The following is a 16096-nucleotide window of genomic DNA, read 5'->3' on the forward strand; positions in this document are numbered from 1 at the left end:
AGCGAACCGCCGTATGCGAGGCCCGCACGTACGGTGGTGTGAGAGGAGGGCCGGGAGACCCGGCCCTCCTACTCGATTCCCCAGGCCGCAATATCTGAAATAAGTGTTTCACTCTCAGTGAACCTTCTGTGATCTGCGGCACATTGCGTGTTGAATCAGAGCATGGATTCGAATGCCCCAGAGGCCCCGAGCACACAACCCGAAACTCCTTTCCACGATCTCGACCACTACCTGGCCATCCCCCGGGTCGGGGGCCTGGCTCTCAGCGCGGACGGAAGCCGCCTGGTCACTACGGTTTCCACCCTCAACGCCAAGGGCACTGAGTACGTCACTGCCCTCTGGGAGCTCGATCCTGCGAGAAAGAAGCACGCCCGCCGCATCACGCGCAGCGCCAAGGGAGAAACCGGCGCGGTGTTCGCCGCCAACGGCGACCTCTACTTCACCTCAGCCCGGCCCGATCCGGACAGCCCCGAAGCGGACCCCGTGAGCGCGTTGTGGCTCCTGCCCGCCGACGGCGGTGAGGCGCGGGTGGTCCATTCCCGCGCGGGCGGCGTCGGCGGCGTCATGGCCGCGTCAGCCGCGGATGCAACTTTCGTCACGGCCTCGGTCCTCGCCGGTTCCACGGATGAGGACAATGACGACGAGAGGCGCAAGAGCCGCAAGGACAACAAGGTAGCGGCCATTTTGCACACCGGCTACCCGGTCCGCTACTGGGACGCGGATCTGGGGCCTGCCCAGCCCCGGCTGTTTGCCGTGGAAAACGGAGATACGGCCGGGTCCGGCAAGCCGGCGACCGTTGACGCTACGGCACCCCTGAAACTGCGCAATCTCACGCCCGACGTCGGCGGCAACCTCCGCAACACGCACGCAGTGGTCAGTCCGGACGGCAAGACGATCTATACGAGCATGGCCAAGCCGCTCGCGAAGGCTGACACACGCTTTGTGCTCGCCGCCGTCGACGTCGCTTCCGGCTCGATCAAGGTGCTCCTCGACCATGACGGAGTGAGCTATTTCCCCGGCCCCGTCAGCCCTGACGGCAAGATGCTCTCCGTAGTCAGTGAAAGCGACAGTACTCCCCGGCAGGCGCCCCAGGTCAAACTCCACCTCTTGAATGTCGGTGCTGGAGAAACCCTTGACCTTGAGCCGCTGGCGCCCTCTTGGGACCGCTGGGGCAGCCCCGCGGCCTGGCTTCCGGACGGGCGTTCGCTCCTCGTCACGGCCGACGACGACGGCGCGACGCCGGTTTTCCGGGTCGCCGTCGCCGACGGTACGGTTACCCGGGTGACGCAGGACGCGGCAGCGTACACCGACGTCGTGGTTTCCCCCGATGGGCTGAGCGCGTTTGCGCTGCGCAGCTCGTATGAATTCCCGGCTGAAGCCGTCCGGATCGATCTCGCTTCGGGTGACGTCGAGCGGCTTCCCGCACCGGCTGAACGTCCCCGGATCAAAGGTTCGTTGGAACGGGTGGAAACGAGTGCGGCAGATGGTTCGAGGGTTCCGGCTTACCTCGCGCTCCCGGAGGGCGCGTCGGAGGCGAACCCGGCGCCCCTGCTGTTGTGGATCCACGGCGGGCCGTTGGGCTCGTGGAACGCCTGGACCTGGCGATGGAATCCATGGCTGCTCGTGTCGAAGGGATATGCCGTGTTGCTACCGGACCCGGCACTGTCCACCGGATATGGCCAGCAATTCATCCAGCGCGGCTGGGGTGAATGGGGCAAGGCGCCGTATACGGACCTCATGTCCATCACCGAGGCAGTGGTCCAGCGGTCCGACATTGACCAGACGCGGACAGCCGCCATGGGCGGCTCCTTCGGCGGCTACATGGCCAACTGGGTGGCCGGGCACACGGACCGTTTCAAGGCGATCGTGACGCACGCCAGTTTGTGGGCAATGGACCAGTTCGGGCCCACCACGGACGCTTCGCAGTATTGGCTCAAGGAAATGACTCCGGAGATGGCGCTGGACAATTCGCCCCATCTCCATGTCGCCAAAATCAAGACGCCCATGCTGGTGATCCACGGTGACAAGGACTACCGGGTGCCGATCGGCGAGGGCCTGAGGCTTTGGTACGAACTTCTTTCCAGTTCCGGGCTGCCCACCGATGAGAGCGGTGAAACCCAGCACCGCTTCCTGTATTTCCCTGACGAGAACCATTGGATCCTGCAGCCGCAGCACGCCAAGGTCTGGTACGGCGTCGTGGAGCACTTCCTTGCCAGGCAGGTACTTGGACAGGAGGTTCCTGTTCCTGGGGACCTGGGGCTCTAGGCGCCTTTCGCCTCGTAAGATTGGGGCTGTGACTTCCACCTTCAGTATCCGTCCTGCCCGCACCGGCGATGTTGCCGCGATCAAGAGGCTTGTAGCGCCACTGGCAGAGCAGCGAATCCTGATGGCCAAGGAGACCGTTGCCTACTACGAGAGCCTCCAGGAGTTCCGGATTGCCGAATCGTCCGACGGCGAGGTGATCGGTTGCGGTGCGCTGCACGTCATGTGGGAGGACCTGGCAGAGGTGCGCACTTTGGCGGCGGACGACAATTGGCGGGGCAAAGGCGTGGGTCACGTCCTTGTCCAGCAACTCCTGGAGGACGCCCGGGCCTTGGGCGTTGCGCGGGTCTTCTGCCTGACGTTCGAAGTGGACTTCTTCAAGCGTCACGGCTTCGAAGTCATGGCGGACCAAACCGCCGTCGACCCCCAGGTCTACTCGGAATTGCTGCGCTCCCACGACGAAGGCGTGGCCGAGTTCCTCGATCTTGCCCGGGTGAAGCCCAATACCCTGGGCAACACCCGCATGATCAAGGTCCTTTAGCTCGGTTTCTTCTCCCCGGATCTTGGATGTGCCGGTCCCCAGAGTCTTTACGTATATCAACTTGATGGATAAACTAGTTGAGGCTCGGTTGCGGCGGGCCAACCATACTGTGGAGGCGAGAAATGAAGTACCAGGTTATGTTTCCGGACTTTTCAGGTTTCCAAATCGACATGCCGCGTCCCGGCTCCACACCGGAGTCGCGCAAGCAGGGGACCGGGGGTTGCATGCGGTCCGCGTGCACCGATCTTTGGCCCGACTCGATGGCCCAGGACGCAACAGCCCAAGACTTCAGCATCGGCCGTCTGACGGTGGGCGGACCGCCCCACTAAGCAGGCGGATACCGGAAGGTTCTTCAGAAGGGACAACCATTGGGGGTTGTCCCTTTTGCCTTTCCGTCGCTGGGTTCTGTGTTGCACGTTCCCACATACGGACCGTTCCCCTACCGTGCCCGGGGCGCTGGTAGTAGGGTCAAATCACCTACCAGCAACGCCCCAGGAGCGCGCCATGAAAAAGCTCATCAACGATCCCCGCTCGGTGGTGGACGAGTCTGTCGAGGGTTTCGGCATGGCCCATGCCGATCTCGTGGATGTCCATACGGACCCCATCTTCGTCGTTCGAAAAGGAGCGCCCGTAGCCGGCAAGGTGGCGCTTGTGTCGGGAGGAGGGAGCGGCCATGAGCCGCTTCATGCCGGCTTTGTGGGGCACGGAATGCTCGACGCCGCTGTGCCGGGCGCCGTCTTCACCTCGCCCACGCCTGACCAAATCATTCCGGCCACGGCGGCCGTCGATTCCGGGGCCGGCGTCATTCACATCGTGAAGAACTACACCGGTGACGTGCTGAACTTCGAGACCGCGGCAGAGATGGCCCAGGCTGAAGGAATCAGCGTCCGCTCGGTTCTCGTCAACGACGACGTCGCGGTGGAGGATTCCCTGTATACGGCAGGCCGCCGCGGCGTGGGCGGCACCGTGCTGGTCGAAAAGATTGCCGGCGCAGCAGCGGAACGTGGGGATTCGCTGGAAGCCGTCGCGGGCGTGGCGGAGGGAGTTGTCCGCAACGTGCGCACCATGGGCGTCGCCCTGTCCGGCTGCACCGTGCCGCATGCCGGGGTACCCAGCTTCGAGCTCGCCGAGGATGAAATCGAAATCGGCATAGGCATTCACGGTGAACCCGGCAGGCACCGGATCGCCATGGAGGGCGCCGACGCCATCACCAGCCGCCTCTTGGACCCTGTCCTGGAGGACCTTGGGATCAAGGCCGGTGAAGAAGTGCTGCTCTTCGTCAACGGCATGGGCGGTACGCCCCTTAGCGAGTTGTACATCGTCTACCGCCGGGCCGCCCAGATCCTCGCGGAAAGAGGAGCCAAAGTGGAACGCTCCCTCGTGGGCAACTACGTCACGTCGCTCGAGATGCAGGGCTGCTCCATCTCGGTACTGCGTCTTGATGACGAACTCACGGCCCTTTGGGACGCACCCGTCCATACTCCGGCCCTGCGTTGGGGGATGTGACAGTGGGCCTGGGGGTCGAATGGGCGGTCGAATGGTTGACGCTCTCCGCACGGCTCATGGCCGAGCACCGGGAAGAGTTGATTGCTCTGGACCGCGCGATCGGCGACTCCGACCACGGTGAAAACATGGACCGGGGATTCCAGGCCGTCATGGAGAAACTTGCCCAGACTCCACCCGAAACGCCCGGTGCAGCGCTGAAGCTGGCGGCGATGGCCTTGATGTCCAAGGTGGGCGGGGCAGCCGGACCGCTGTACGGAACCGCGTATCTTCGGGCGGCAACGGCGCTGGGAGAAAGCGCGGACGTTGATGCAGCGGCGCTTGCAGGAGCACTGACTGCGGCTCGGGACGGAATTGTTGCCCGCGGAAAAGCGGAGCTGGGCGACAAAACCATGGTGGATGCCTGGTCTCCCGCCGTCGAAGCGGCGGACGAGGTCCTCGTGGCTGGAGGAGATGCTGTGGCGGTGCTGGCCGCGGCGGCCGAGGCTGCCGAGGTCGGGGCCGTGACGACTGATCCGTTGGTAGCCCGCAAGGGGCGCGCAAGCTACCTCGGTGAACGCAGCGCCGGTCACCGAGATCCCGGGGCTGCGTCTTCTGCGCTGCTGTTGCGCGCCGCCGCGACTGCCGCCGGATTCCCCGAAGGGTCCGCTGAATGACGGTGGGCTTGGTGGTGGTTTCGCACAGTCGGAAGATCGCGGAGGGCGCGGTTGAACTGGCCGCGCAAATGGCCCCCGATGTGCGGTTCTACGCCGTCGGCGGGACGGAGGATGGCCGGATCGGCACCGACCTGGAGAAAGCGATCGCCGCATTCGAGGCAGGACTTGGGGAGGCTTCAGGGGATGGCGTGGTGGTTCTGACGGACCTGGGTTCCGCGGTCATGACGGCAGAATCAGCGGCCGAGTTCTGCAGCGACCCGGACAAAGTGCTCCTCGCCGACGCTCCCTTGGTGGAGGGCCTGGTCGCCGCAGCGGTGGCCACCCAGGGTGGTGCCATGGCCGCCGCAGTGAAGGCCGCCGCGGAGTCGGTTCGATTCGGCCCGGAGCCTGTTTTTGAGTCCGCGGGGATAGCCGAATCCCAAGGAAGGGGCGAACCGGCGGAAAGCGGCGAGTTCGAGCTCATAAACCCCATGGGAATGCACGCCAGGCCTGCGGCGAAGATTGCGGGCGGACTGGCCGGGATGGATGTCGAGGCAACGGTAAACGGCGTCGATGGCACCTCCATCATGGAACTCATGAGCCTCGCCGTGGGCCAGGGCGGCAAACTCAGGGTCGAGGCTTGGGGCAAAGACTCATCGAAAGCCGTGGACTACGTCAGGCGGCTGGTGGAACAGGGATTCGGCGAGATCTGACGTCGCCCTGCACGCCGATATGTCGCCGCACGCCGAGATTTGCCGTGCCGCGGAGGTGTTCAGGACTGCCGCAGACCATGGGCATCGAGCAAGAGGCTCGCCGTAATGGCGGTCTGGCACTGCTCGCCCCACGGTTTGGTACTTTTCGGCGTGAAGTTGAGCGTCCTGGTGGGCAAGGTCCCGCCGTTTGTGTCCAGGCCAGTCACTTCGGCATCGATGGGCGAGGAGGTTAGCGTTCCCATGTTGAGGAAGCCGTAGCGGGTGCCATCCGGTGACGCGACGGCAGAGCATGACCCTTCAGGTTCCGGCCCGCAGGATTGAGGGAGCGACACGCTGCCCGGGCGCAGATCCACATCGCCCTCGCGGCATTTCCCGTCCTGGCATGCCTTCAAATGGACGGTTTTGACCGTTGGCGCGTAGTCTGCCGTGATTGTCAGGGAGACCACGGGGGCCATCGCAATTGCCGGGCAAACGGTGACTTGGGGTTCGCATCCCGACCAGAGCGCCGCCGTCGTGGTCAATGCAATGGCGGCCCACAACCTGCGCATACTTGAGAATAATCCCGCGGCCGACGCCCGGAACGGGATGCCCGCAACTGGCAGGCACATCGTTACCGACATCTGCGGATCGTTGTGGCTCCGCGACCTCGGGCTAAGTAACGGCCGGGTTTTCCGTGGAGTCCAGGAGCAAGCCGGCCACAAAGAATAGGGTTCTTTCCATGACTGAACCCTCGGATGTGCATGCCACTCGCGCCGCATACAACACGGTAGCCGTCGATTACGCCGAACTCCTGCGCAACGAACTCCACACCAAACCTTATGACCGGGCCATGCTCGGCACCTTTGCCGAGCTTGTGCAGTCCTCGGGCGGCGAGGCAGTTGCCGACATTGGTTGCGGGCCCGGACGGATCACGGCGCACTTGCGTTCACTCGGCCTGGCGGCTTTCGGCATCGACCTGTCGCCGGAAATGGTGGCTGTAGCCCGCCGCGATCACCCCAGCCTGCAGTTCAGTGAAGGGTCGATGGAGGCACTGGAGTTGGCGGACGGCACCCTGGACGGCATCGTCGCCTGGTATTCGATCATCCACACGCCGCCGGCCCGTTTGCCGCGGGTGTTCGGGGAATTCCACCGGACCCTCCTGGACGGCGGCTTGTTGCTGCTCGCGTTCCAAGCCGGTGACGAGCCCAGGCGCTTGGGCTTCGCGTATGGCCACGAGATCGACCTCGATGCCTACCGCTTGCCGCCGGACCACATCTCGGAACTCCTCCTTCAGGCCGGCTTGGTCGTCGAGGCACAGCTTCTCCGCGAACCGGACGACAGGTACGAGAAGACCCCGCAGGCCTACCTTCTAGCCCGCAAGCCAGCCCGCAAGCCGGCCACGGCGTGAAGGACGCGGCGCAAACGGAAGCCTAGGCCGGGAGCCGCAGTCCGCCGTCGTGCATCTCGGCCAAACCGTCGCGAAGGAGCCCCTCAAGAGCGCGTTCCAACTGCTCCGGGGCCGAATTCAAGCGGTGCAGGGCAGCCAGCGGCACGGCCGTGCCCTCGGCGTCGAAGCCGAGGTCGGCTGCGGGGCGTTCGAACAGCTCAGGGGCTACCGGCGAATCGGCCACGCGCAACACGGCCATGACGGCACCCCGCAACTGCCGGTCCGTGCCGTGCCACGCCTGGCCCTTGGGGGTGTACGTCGGGGGCGGTTCACCTGCGGCAAGCCACGCGCAGGAGTCGCGGACGGGGCAGTCTGAGCACTTGGGGGAGCGGGCCGTGCACACCAGCGCTCCGAGTTCCATGACGGAAGCGTTCCAGCGGACGGAGAGCGTGACGTCGTCGGGCATGAGCGATTCGGCAAGGCGCATCTCCGACGCGGTGAGCGACGGCGCCGGCAGGGCGAGTCCTGAAACGAGCCGGGCGTGCACCCGCCGGATGTTCGTGTCCACCACTGTTTCGCGGCGCCCGAACGCAAAAGCAGCCACCGCCGCTGCCGTGTAGTCGCCGACGCCGGGAAGGCTCAACAGCGATGCGTGCGTGTCCGGCACCTTGCCGCCATGCTGTTCCACGATCGCGACGGCGGCCGCGTGGAGCCTGAGCGCGCGGCGGGGATAACCGAGCCTGCCCCAATGCCGCACGGCCTCACCCGAGGGCTGCTCCGCGAGGTCCGCAGGTTCCGGCCAGCGATTCATCCAGTCTTCCCACACCGGCAGGACGCGAACCACCGGAGTCTGCTGCAGCATCACCTCGCTGACCAGGATCCCCCATGGACTGCAGTCCGGGGCCCTCCACGGCAATACGCGGGCCACCTCGGAGAACCAGCGGTCCATGGAGAGGTGCAAGTCCGTGAGGGGATGGGTGCCGGCAAGTTCAGCGGCGCTGGCAATCTCGGCGGAGCCGGGCAGTGACATGAAGATCCTTGCTGCGGTTCGTGGCGGGCCCTGTTGGCGGCCGGTTCCTGCCATCCACTCTAGTGGAGCCGGCCCGGAATGACGTAGGTCATACTGGCTCCGATCGGGCCCCGGCGGCGTGGTGCGGTGCCATCCAGGCCTTGCGTTGCCTAGCCTAGAAGCATGGTCAACAAGGGCAAGCAACCGCCGAGGGCGCGCACGTCGCCGTCGGCAAAAAGCCCTGCCCGGACCGCAGGAGCAAGCCGTTCCGCGAATGGGGTCCGGCCCCAAAGGCGGCGGACAAGCCCTGCCGTTTACCGGCGTCGGAGGTTGGTTGTCTTCGGTGCCCTCCTGGTGGTCCTGGCGATGCTCGTTGCCGGGGTCGTTGCCATGAGTTCATCCCTTGCAGGCAAGGCTGATCCCGGCGCAGCCAAGACCCAAGCCGTGGGAGCCGCTCCTGCGAGCCAGACGCCATCGACGGATTCCATCGCGCCCACCACAACACCCCCGGCCACCCCTGTGTGCGACCTCAACCTGGTGACGGTAACGGCGTCTACAGACCAGCCCGCTTATGCGGCCGGACAGAACCCCGTGTTGAGCATGAAGATCACCAACGGCGGAGCAGCGCCGTGCCAGGTCAACGTCGGCACGTCGCAGATGGAGTTCCTGGTAATGAGCGGCGAGGACCGGATCTTCTCCTCCAAGGACTGCCAAGCGAAGGGCGATGACCTCGTGAAGCAGATCGATCCGGGCAAGAGCGAGATCGCCAACTTCCCCTGGCAACGCAACCGGACGACGGAGGGTTGTGGCGTCATCTCGGCCAAGCCGGCCACCGGCACCTACACCTTCAAAGCCGTCTTGGGAAACAAGGCGAGCACGAAGGCGGTCTTCCAGCTGGGCTAGAGGAACCGGTCCAGCAAGCTGGCTTCGGCCATGCGGCTGAGTCCTTCACGGACGGTCCGGGCACGCTGGTCGCCGATGCCGTCCACGGTCATGAGATCGTCGATAGTGGCGGCCATGAGGTACTGGAGTCCGCCGAAGTGCTCCACCAAACGGTCGGCCACGGCTTTCGGAACCGACTTCAGCCCGGATAAGAGGCGGTAGCCGCGCGGCTGCACACCGGCGTCGAGCACGTCCATGCCTCCGGCGAATCCGATGATTCCCGCGATCTTGCCCAGATCGATCAGCTCCGCCGGGCCAAGATCCAAAAGGGCCTGCACAGCGCCGTCGATGTCCTCGGGCGAAGCGTCGGCACCGGCGTAGTCCCGGATGATCACGTCGCTGCCCGGGCCGCGGCCGGTGGTGAGCTCTTCCAACTGCAGCGAGAGCAGCCTGCCGTCCTCACCCAGTTCCAGGACATACTGGGCGATTTCCTCGGCGATGCGCCGGACCATTTCCTGGCGCTGGAGGGTGACCGCCACATCCCGGACGGTGACCATGGCCTCGATTTCGAGGGCCGACAGGGCGCTGGTGACCTGGTCCAATCGGGCGCTGTAGCGTTCGAGCGTTGCGAGAGCCTGGTTGGCGCGGGCCAGGACCTTCTCGGAGCCCTCCAGCACGTGCCGCAGGCCGTTGACGTAGAGGGCGATGATCTGCATGGACTGGCTGACCGAAATCACCGGAACACCTGTCTGGATGGCTACGCGCTCGGCCGTCCTGTGACGCGTTCCTGATTCCTGGGTCTCGATGCTGGAGTCCGGCACAAGCTGTACTGCTGCACGAAGGATATTCCCGGCGTCTTTGTCGCAGATGATGGCACCGTCCATCTTCGCGAGCTCACGCAGTCGCGTCGGGGAGAAATCGATGCCGATTTCAAAGCCGCCTGAACAGATGGATTCGATGGTCCGGTCCGTGCCCAACACAATCAGGGCACCGGTGCGCCCACGGAGGATGCGTTCCAGACCGTCGCGCAACGGTGTTCCGGGGGCCACCCTGCCCAGAGTCGCCTTGAGCGAATCTTCGGGGCTCCGAGCCATAGGTGTTCCCTTCAAAGGTGCACGCAGGCGCGCCCGCAAGTGTGCCGGTTTTCAGCAATAAGTCGGCGGGATCAAAATGCCATGTTTCCCGCAAGCTCAATGATAGAGGTATAGACCGGCAACAACCGCACGGGCAAGCCTTAAAGTGCCCCAAAGAAGGTTAGGTGACGAGGCCCCGGAAACGCGCTCGACGGCGGTCGCCGGACCGCCGCTTTGGGCTCGGTCCCCGGGACCGTCATGGAGCCGTCCGAAGGCGCGCGAGTCGCTCAAGGTCGCGCCGCACACTCTGCAGCGCGGCTTCCCTGGCCGCCGCCCTTCCGGTGTCCGGATGCGTTTGCCTCGCTGGAGAGTGGGTACCGCCCGTGCTCGCGTCCGGGCGGTGTCCTTGCTGGGGCCAGCTCCTGGCCGCGGCGGAGTTCGATTCCGTGAATCCTGTGGAGTTCACCGGCGTGAACCCTGTGGAGTTCGCCGCGGGGGAGGGGCCGAGGGGATCGTAGAACAAGCCATTCCCTGGTTTCATTGATGCCCTGTTCCTTTCATGCCATCGTCGGCTGCTCAGTTTTTCCGGGCGGACGGCTCCAACGCGGGCCGGAGGCGTCCGCCATTGCTCCAAACTATCGGCCGGTGATTTCGGAGGTTTGTGCACCTCGTTTCGATCCTGTTAAGCGCTGGGTTGGGACGCTGCCTCCGGCGTGGTCCCGGGCTGCGATAAACTTGGTATCTTGGCTGGCGCGCAAATCGTGCCACTCCCTGAGTTGGCCCCGGCCCACGCGGGGCCCGTATCCAGCCTCCATTCCACGTTCGGCCCGTCGTTCCAGTGCGGGCAACGCCCAGATCGCAGCGAAAGTAGCACCGTGTCCCAAGAAGTCCTGAGCCCCGCCCGAGTCCAGGAAATTCACCATGAGGCCTCCCGGCGTCGGACTTTCGCGGTCATCTCGCACCCGGACGCCGGCAAGTCCACGCTCACGGAAGCCCTCGCCCTGCATGCCAAGGTCATCGGCACCGCCGGTGCGTCGAGCGGCAAGGCCAACCGCAAGGAAACTGTTTCCGACTGGATGCAGATGGAAAAGGACCGCGGTATTTCCATCAGCTCCGCGGCGTTGCAGTTCTCCTACCGGGACACCGTGATCAACCTGCTGGACACCCCGGGCCACGCCGACTTCTCCGAGGACACCTACCGCGTACTGGCCGCCGTCGACTGCGCAGTGATGCTGGTGGACGCCGCCAAGGGCCTGGAAACACAGACCATGAAGCTCTTCGAGGTCTGCAAGCAGCGCAACCTGCCGATCATCACGGTCATCAACAAATGGGACCGCCCGGGCCTCGACGCGCTCGCGCTGATGGACGAGATCACGGAACGCACCGGCCTCCAGCCCATGCCCTTGACCTGGGCCGTGGGCATTTCCGGCGACTTCCGTGGAGTCTGGGACCTGCGGAATGACCGCTTCGCACGGTTCGCTCGCAACAACGCCGGCGCCAACATCGCCATCACCGAGTACTTCACCCCGGAAGAAGCAGCCGAGACCCAGGGCGACAACTGGAGCGACGCCGTCGACGAAGCCGGACTCGTGATCGAATCAAACCTCGAGTTCAACGTGGAGAGCTTCCACGCCGGAACGGCAACGCCCATCCTCTTCAGCTCGGCGGCCTTGAACTTCGGGGTCAAGGAGATCCTGGATGCCCTGGTGGATTTCGCGCCCCCGGCAGCACCCCGCCCCGACGTTGACGGCGAGCCCCGTTCCGTTGACGCTCCCTTTGCCGGGTTTGTCTTCAAGGTCCAGGCCGGCATGAACAAGGCCCACCGCGACCACGTTGCCTTCATCCGGGTGTGCTCCGGCGTCTTTGAGCGCGGCATGGTGGTCACGCAGACCCGCACCGGGAAGTCCTTCGCCACCAAGTACGCCCAGCAGGTGTTCGGGCGCGAACGCGAAGTCATCGACGAGGCCTACCCCGGGGACGTTGTCGGCTTGGTGAACGCGTCCTCACTCCGCGTTGGAGACAGCCTGTTCCTGGAAGAACCCGTGGAATTCCCCGCCATTCCGCTCTTCGCCCCCGAGCATTTCCAGGTGGCCAGGTCCCAGGACCCCAGCCGCTTCAAGCAGTTCCGCCGCGGCATCGAACAGCTTGAGCATGAAGGCGTCATCCAGGTGCTCCGTTCCGACGTCCGAGGCGACCAGGCACCCGTGCTCGCCGCTGTGGGTCCCATGCAGTTCGAAGTGGTTGAAGACCGCATGGCCCACGACTTCAACGCCCCGATGCGCTTGGAGCGCCTCCCATACTCAATGGCGAGGATCTCGACGGCGGAGGCCATGCCGGCGCTTGCCAACGTCCCGGGCGCTGAGGTGCTGTTGAGGTCCGATGGCGAATACCTCGCGTTGTTCAACGATGTCTGGGCTCTCCGCCGCATCGAGAAGAACCACCCGAAGCTCACGCTGGTCCCGATCGGCACGCACAACCCCGCGAAATAGTTCAGTAGCTTACTTGGCGTTCGAGCTTGTTTCCCAGCCCCAGCATGGCGAGGCTCACCACGAGGAATCCTATGGAGATCGCGACGGCGAAGACCGCCACTCCGCCCCAACCGCCGGCGCGCACGGGGTCGATGAACCAATAGGCATACCAGTTGACGAATGAACCTCGGATCAGGCTGTAGACGAGGTATGCAACGGGGTAGAGCAGCCAGTACCAAAGGTGCTTGACGGTAAGCCTGGCGCGCGGAGGCTGGAACAGCCAATCGGCCACCATGACAACCGGCATGAGGTAGTGGACTACGAAGTTGACCCACGGCAGCAGGGAGCCGAGGTCCTGTCCCGCGAGGAGCGCGCCGAAGACGAGTCCCACGACGGCCATGGCGATCGTGGCAGTGCCCCGGGTGGCGTCGTCGAGTTCGCTTGGCCGCTTGCCAACCAGCACGCGGTAGCCGCTGATCAACAGCACCACCGACGCGAAGATGTTGGACAGGTTGGTGAAGTAGCTGAAGAAGTTCCACGGATCGAAGCCCAGGCCGATGTGGACCGTGAGCTGCGTCCCGACCGCTGCAAGGGTCAGGAGGGCAAAGAAGAGGCGTCCCCCAATGAGCACATTTCTTTTGGTCATGGGGACAATCTTCCGGTGGCCACGGCCAAGCCATGCGCCCGACACTCCGAGACCAAGCTGTCAGCTGCCAGCCAGCGTGATCCACGCAGATGTCCAGTGGTGGACTGGGTGAAGAGGCCGCTAGTGCTGTGACCAAATGCGTTCGCCGGGTTGGCCCGTCAAGCTACTGGGCCCGCACGGGAAGCCAGTCGAGCCGGTCGCGTCGCAGATCGGGCCCCAAGCGGTGGTGATCTTGCCGTCCCACGCACCGCCGGCCGGGACGGAGGCGTGCTGGTGGATCAGTTCCCAGCCGTTCTCACGCCGCTCGAAGCAGTCGGTCTGCCGGGCCATGACGTGCTTGGTTGAGCCGTTCTTGAGCACGATGTTCGTGCTCTGCACCGTGCAGACGATGCCCATGTCCCCGTTGACCTTCGCGTCCAGTTCGAGGATCTCGACGTTGCAGGACTCGAAGTTGGCGAAGGTGTCGTCGAACAGCTTTCGCGCCGGGGGGACGCCCCTGGACGCGAACGGGGGGATGTCGAACCACAGCACGTCGGACGCCCAGTGCCGGGTGCTCTGCGCACCGGTCATCGACGACGCCATCTCGCGGACGATGGCGATGATGGCTTCCTTGTCCTGCTCGGTCGTCGTCATGACTTTGCTCCCTTCATCTCGCGGCCCTGATCGGCCGCTACGGACAACCCTGCGGCGTGCCGTCAGGGGAGGAGCAAGACCCGCGCGCGCCCGTTTATCTCCCCTTGGGGGAGGTGGCATAGTGGCAGGCATGGACGCGACACTGCCGATCGGCGACTTCGCAAGGGCCACGCACCTGAGCGTGAAGACGCTGCGCTACTACCACCAGGTGGGCCTGCTGGAACCGGATGAGGTGGACCGGCATACCGGCCACCGGTACTACACCACCGCGCAGATCCCGACCGCGCAGATCATCCGCCGCTTTCGCGCCTTGGACATGCCGGTCGAGCAGATCGCCAAGGTGCTGGCCGCTCCCGACCTCGACACCCGCAACGCGCTGCTGGCCGCGCACTTGAACCAGATGGAGCGGGAGTTGGCGCGCAGCCAGTCTGCGGTCGCCTCGCTGCGCGACCTGCTTACCCGCCCGCCGGGCGGCACCAGGGCCGAGATCGGGCGCCGGAGCGTTCCGGCCACCCCGGCGGCTGGGATCACCGAGACGGTGGACGTCGCCGAGGCGTTGACCTGGTACCAGGGTGCGCTCGGTGAGATCTACGCGACGCTCGACGCCCAGGGCCTGGCCGCCGACGCGCCGGCTGGCGGGATCTTCAGTACAGACCTGTTCACCCACGGGCGCGGAGCGGCGACGATCTTCGTGCCTTGCGCCGGACCGCTGCGTCCCATGGGTCGGGTCGACGCGCTGGTCATCCCGGCGGTCGAGTTGGCGACGATTGTGCACCGCGGCCCGCACGCGAATATCGACCTGGCTTACGGTGCCCTCGGCACGTACGTCGCTGAACATGCCCTCGCCGTGGACGGCCCGATCCGCGAGTACTACCCCGTCGGGCGCCACGAGAGCGCAGATGCGGCCGAGTGGCGCACCGAGATCTGCTGGCCGATCTTCCACACCGGACCGTCGCCCGGTTAACCTGTGCGGTCACGGCGCTAGGTGATCAGCAGTTCCAAGGCCTCGGCCAGGTGTGCCACTTCGCGGACCGAGAAACCCTCCGGGATGGGCCCCGGTCCGTTGGGACTCGCGGGCACCACCGCGTGGGTGAAACCAAGCCGCTGCGCCTCGTGGATGCGCTGGTTGATCCCTGGAACGGGACGGACCTCGCCGGCCAGGCCAACCTCGCCGAAGGCAATGAGCCGCTGAGGCAGTGCCTTCCGCGCCTTCGCCGAGGCCACGGCAAGCGCTACCGCAAGGTCGGTGGCCGGCTCGCTCAGCTTCACTCCTCCGACTGTGGCCACGTAGGAGTCGTCCTTGTGCAGGATGCAACCGGCCCGTTGTTGAAGGACAGCCAGGAGCATGGCGACGCGCGAGCTGTCCAGGCCACTCGTGGCCCTGCGCGGCTGTGAGCTGGCGCTTTCGGCCAGGAGCGACTGCACTTCGGCCAACAGCGGGCGCCGGCCTTCCATGGTCACGGTGATGCAGGTGCCGGACACCGGCTCGCGTGTCCGCGATACAAAAAGGCCACTGGGATCGGCGAGGCCTTCGATGCCGGCTTCGTTCAGGTCGAAACAGCCGACGTCGTCCGTGGCCCCATAGCGGTTCTTGACCGCGCGCAACAAGCGCAATCGCGAATGGCGCTCGCCTTCGAACTGGCACACCACATCCACCAAGTGCTCCAGGAGGCGCGGACCGGCAATGGAGCCGTCCTTCGTCACGTGGCCAACCAGCAGGGTTGTCATGTTGCGGCGCTTCGCGGCGGCGATAATGGACGCTGCGACTTCCCGGACCTGTGAGACTCCGCCCGCGCTACCTTCGACGTCGGCGCTGCTGAGGGTCTGTACCGAGTCCACAATCAGCAGTTTCGGCTCGAGCTTCTCCACTTGACCTAGAGCTTGCCCTAGGTCGGTTTCCGCCGAGAGATAGAGGCTATGAGCGACCGCGTCGATCCGTTCCGCGCGGAGCTTGACCTGGGCCGCCGATTCCTCACCCGTGACGTACAGGACGTCCTGGCCGGTGCGGGCGAACTTCGCCGCGACATCGAGCAGGAGGGTGGATTTCCCGACGCCGGGTTCCCCGGCAAGAAGGATCACCGCGCCGGGAACCAGTCCTCCGCCCAGGACGCGGTCCAGTTCGTCGACTCCGGTGGGCAGGAATGCGGCCGTGGTGCCGTCTACCTCGGCAATCCGGCGAGCCGGCTCCAAAACCGTTGTGGCCGCCGTCGTACGCGCTACTGTGGCGCCCGTTTCCTCCACAGTGCCCCACGCCTGGCACTCGCCGCAGCGCCCCACCCACTTGACAGTGGTCCACCCGCATTCGGCACATTTGTACGCGGGTGTCTTGGAGGTGCGTGAGGTCTTGGAAGCCATGCGTACAAGG

The 16096-nt window shown here is 65.2% G+C and carries 17 protein-coding genes; 10 read left to right on the forward strand and 7 right to left on the reverse strand.

Annotation, left to right across the window (positions count from 1 at the left end; genetic code table 11):
- Positions 1–162: 162 nt before the first annotated feature.
- From AC3WJM_RS11015 to dhaM, 5 genes are all read left to right on the forward strand, one after another.
- Complete coding sequence (locus AC3WJM_RS11015) at positions 163–2265, forward strand: S9 family peptidase (RefSeq protein ID WP_492271887.1); 2103 nt, start codon at positions 163–165, stop codon at positions 2263–2265.
- A gap of 28 nt (positions 2266–2293) precedes the next feature.
- Positions 2294–2803 (forward strand): amino-acid N-acetyltransferase, encoded by a 510-nt coding sequence (locus AC3WJM_RS11020; RefSeq protein WP_059388339.1) that lies wholly within the window; start codon positions 2294–2296, stop codon positions 2801–2803.
- 504 nt (positions 2804–3307) lie between these two features.
- Complete coding sequence (dhaK, locus tag AC3WJM_RS11025) at positions 3308–4309, forward strand: dihydroxyacetone kinase subunit DhaK (protein ID WP_059388341.1); 1002 nt, start codon at positions 3308–3310, stop codon at positions 4307–4309.
- A gap of 2 nt (positions 4310–4311) precedes the next feature.
- Positions 4312–4962: a dihydroxyacetone kinase subunit DhaL gene (dhaL, locus tag AC3WJM_RS11030; protein WP_284990896.1), complete on the forward strand. Its 651-nt coding sequence runs from the start codon at positions 4312–4314 to the stop codon at positions 4960–4962.
- A complete protein-coding gene (gene dhaM / locus AC3WJM_RS11035; RefSeq protein WP_492271888.1) occupies positions 4959–5654 on the forward strand; it encodes a dihydroxyacetone kinase phosphoryl donor subunit DhaM in 696 nt (231 codons plus the stop codon). Before dhaL ends, dhaM begins: the two co-directional genes overlap by 4 nt.
- Before the next feature lie 59 nt (positions 5655–5713).
- Here dhaM and AC3WJM_RS11040 read toward each other — a convergent pair whose 3' ends face one another.
- Positions 5714–5896 carry a hypothetical protein gene (locus AC3WJM_RS11040; RefSeq protein ID WP_306964184.1) on the reverse strand — a complete coding sequence of 61 codons (183 nt, stop codon included), beginning with the start codon at positions 5894–5896 and terminating at the stop codon, positions 5714–5716.
- A gap of 184 nt (positions 5897–6080) precedes the next feature.
- On the opposite strand from AC3WJM_RS11040, the gene AC3WJM_RS11045 reads away from it, so the two are divergent.
- Together AC3WJM_RS11045 and AC3WJM_RS11050 are read left to right on the forward strand one after the other, a co-directional pair.
- Positions 6081–6362 carry a hypothetical protein gene (locus tag AC3WJM_RS11045; protein WP_307053804.1) on the forward strand — a complete coding sequence of 94 codons (282 nt, stop codon included), beginning with the start codon at positions 6081–6083 and terminating at the stop codon, positions 6360–6362.
- A 10-nt stretch (positions 6363–6372) separates the two neighbouring features.
- A complete protein-coding gene (locus AC3WJM_RS11050) occupies positions 6373–7041 on the forward strand; it encodes a class I SAM-dependent methyltransferase (RefSeq protein ID WP_492271889.1) in 669 nt (222 codons plus the stop codon).
- Positions 7042–7063: 22 nt separating this feature from the next.
- Here the strand turns inward: AC3WJM_RS11050 and AC3WJM_RS11055 are convergent, their stop codons facing one another.
- A complete protein-coding gene (locus AC3WJM_RS11055; protein ID WP_492271890.1) occupies positions 7064–8050 on the reverse strand; it encodes an HhH-GPD family protein in 987 nt (328 codons plus the stop codon).
- 309 nt (positions 8051–8359) lie between these two features.
- Here AC3WJM_RS11055 and AC3WJM_RS11060 point away from each other — a divergent pair, with 309 nt between their 5' ends.
- Complete coding sequence (locus tag AC3WJM_RS11060; protein ID WP_476910747.1) at positions 8360–8932, forward strand: hypothetical protein; 573 nt, start codon at positions 8360–8362, stop codon at positions 8930–8932.
- Here the strand turns inward: AC3WJM_RS11060 and disA are convergent.
- Both disA and AC3WJM_RS11070 read right to left on the reverse strand, forming a co-directional pair.
- The gene (gene disA, locus AC3WJM_RS11065) at positions 8929–10005 is read right to left on the reverse strand and encodes a DNA integrity scanning diadenylate cyclase DisA (RefSeq protein WP_059388344.1); all 1077 of its coding nucleotides are present in this window, start codon (positions 10003–10005) and stop codon (positions 8929–8931) included. The two genes, AC3WJM_RS11060 and disA, sit on opposite strands and share 4 nt — an antisense overlap.
- A 235-nt stretch (positions 10006–10240) precedes the next feature.
- Positions 10241–10525 carry a hypothetical protein gene (locus AC3WJM_RS11070; RefSeq protein ID WP_441433761.1) on the reverse strand — a complete coding sequence of 95 codons (285 nt, stop codon included), beginning with the start codon at positions 10523–10525 and terminating at the stop codon, positions 10241–10243.
- Positions 10526–10859: 334 nt separating this feature from the next.
- On the opposite strand from AC3WJM_RS11070, the gene AC3WJM_RS11075 reads away from it, so the two are divergent.
- Entirely contained in the window at positions 10860–12473 is a 1614-nt protein-coding gene (locus tag AC3WJM_RS11075) for a peptide chain release factor 3 (RefSeq protein ID WP_059388347.1), read from the forward strand.
- Between the two features lies 1 nt (position 12474).
- Here AC3WJM_RS11075 and AC3WJM_RS11080 read toward each other — a convergent pair whose 3' ends face one another.
- Positions 12475–13098 (reverse strand): Pr6Pr family membrane protein, encoded by a 624-nt coding sequence (locus tag AC3WJM_RS11080; RefSeq protein WP_492271891.1) that lies wholly within the window; start codon positions 13096–13098, stop codon positions 12475–12477.
- Positions 13099–13218: 120 nt separating this feature from the next.
- Entirely contained in the window at positions 13219–13731 is a 513-nt protein-coding gene (locus tag AC3WJM_RS11085; protein ID WP_492271892.1) for a YybH family protein, read from the reverse strand.
- A 130-nt stretch (positions 13732–13861) separates the two neighbouring features.
- Between AC3WJM_RS11085 and AC3WJM_RS11090 the strand changes: the two genes are divergently transcribed.
- Complete coding sequence (locus AC3WJM_RS11090) at positions 13862–14695, forward strand: MerR family transcriptional regulator (protein ID WP_492271893.1); 834 nt, start codon at positions 13862–13864, stop codon at positions 14693–14695.
- A gap of 17 nt (positions 14696–14712) precedes the next feature.
- Here the strand turns inward: AC3WJM_RS11090 and radA are convergent, their stop codons facing one another.
- Positions 14713–16086: a DNA repair protein RadA gene (gene radA, locus AC3WJM_RS11095; protein WP_307053811.1), complete on the reverse strand. Its 1374-nt coding sequence runs from the start codon at positions 16084–16086 to the stop codon at positions 14713–14715.
- Positions 16087–16096 lie beyond the last annotated feature (10 nt).

Source organism: Arthrobacter sp. FW306-1B-G06A (assembly GCF_058781765.1).

Coding starts and splice junctions, on each gene's coding strand:
- AC3WJM_RS11085 (WP_492271892.1), bottom strand. CDS start 13,731: ATGACGACGACCGAGCAGGACAAGGAAGCCATCATCGCCATCGTCCGC.
- AC3WJM_RS11055 (WP_492271890.1), bottom strand. CDS start 8,050: ATGTCACTGCCCGGCTCCGCCGAGATTGCCAGCGCCGCTGAACTTGCC.
- AC3WJM_RS11040 (WP_306964184.1), bottom strand. CDS start 5,896: ATGGGAACGCTAACCTCCTCGCCCATCGATGCCGAAGTGACTGGCCTG.
- AC3WJM_RS11015 (WP_492271887.1), top strand. CDS start 163: ATGGATTCGAATGCCCCAGAGGCCCCGAGCACACAACCCGAAACTCCT.
- AC3WJM_RS11090 (WP_492271893.1), top strand. CDS start 13,862: ATGGACGCGACACTGCCGATCGGCGACTTCGCAAGGGCCACGCACCTG.
- AC3WJM_RS11050 (WP_492271889.1), top strand. CDS start 6,373: ATGACTGAACCCTCGGATGTGCATGCCACTCGCGCCGCATACAACACG.
- radA (WP_307053811.1), bottom strand. CDS start 16,086: ATGGCTTCCAAGACCTCACGCACCTCCAAGACACCCGCGTACAAATGT.
- dhaK (WP_059388341.1), top strand. CDS start 3,308: ATGAAAAAGCTCATCAACGATCCCCGCTCGGTGGTGGACGAGTCTGTC.
- disA (WP_059388344.1), bottom strand. CDS start 10,005: ATGGCTCGGAGCCCCGAAGATTCGCTCAAGGCGACTCTGGGCAGGGTG.
- AC3WJM_RS11070 (WP_441433761.1), bottom strand. CDS start 10,525: ATGAAACCAGGGAATGGCTTGTTCTACGATCCCCTCGGCCCCTCCCCC.
- AC3WJM_RS11080 (WP_492271891.1), bottom strand. CDS start 13,098: ATGACCAAAAGAAATGTGCTCATTGGGGGACGCCTCTTCTTTGCCCTC.
- dhaM (WP_492271888.1), top strand. CDS start 4,959: ATGACGGTGGGCTTGGTGGTGGTTTCGCACAGTCGGAAGATCGCGGAG.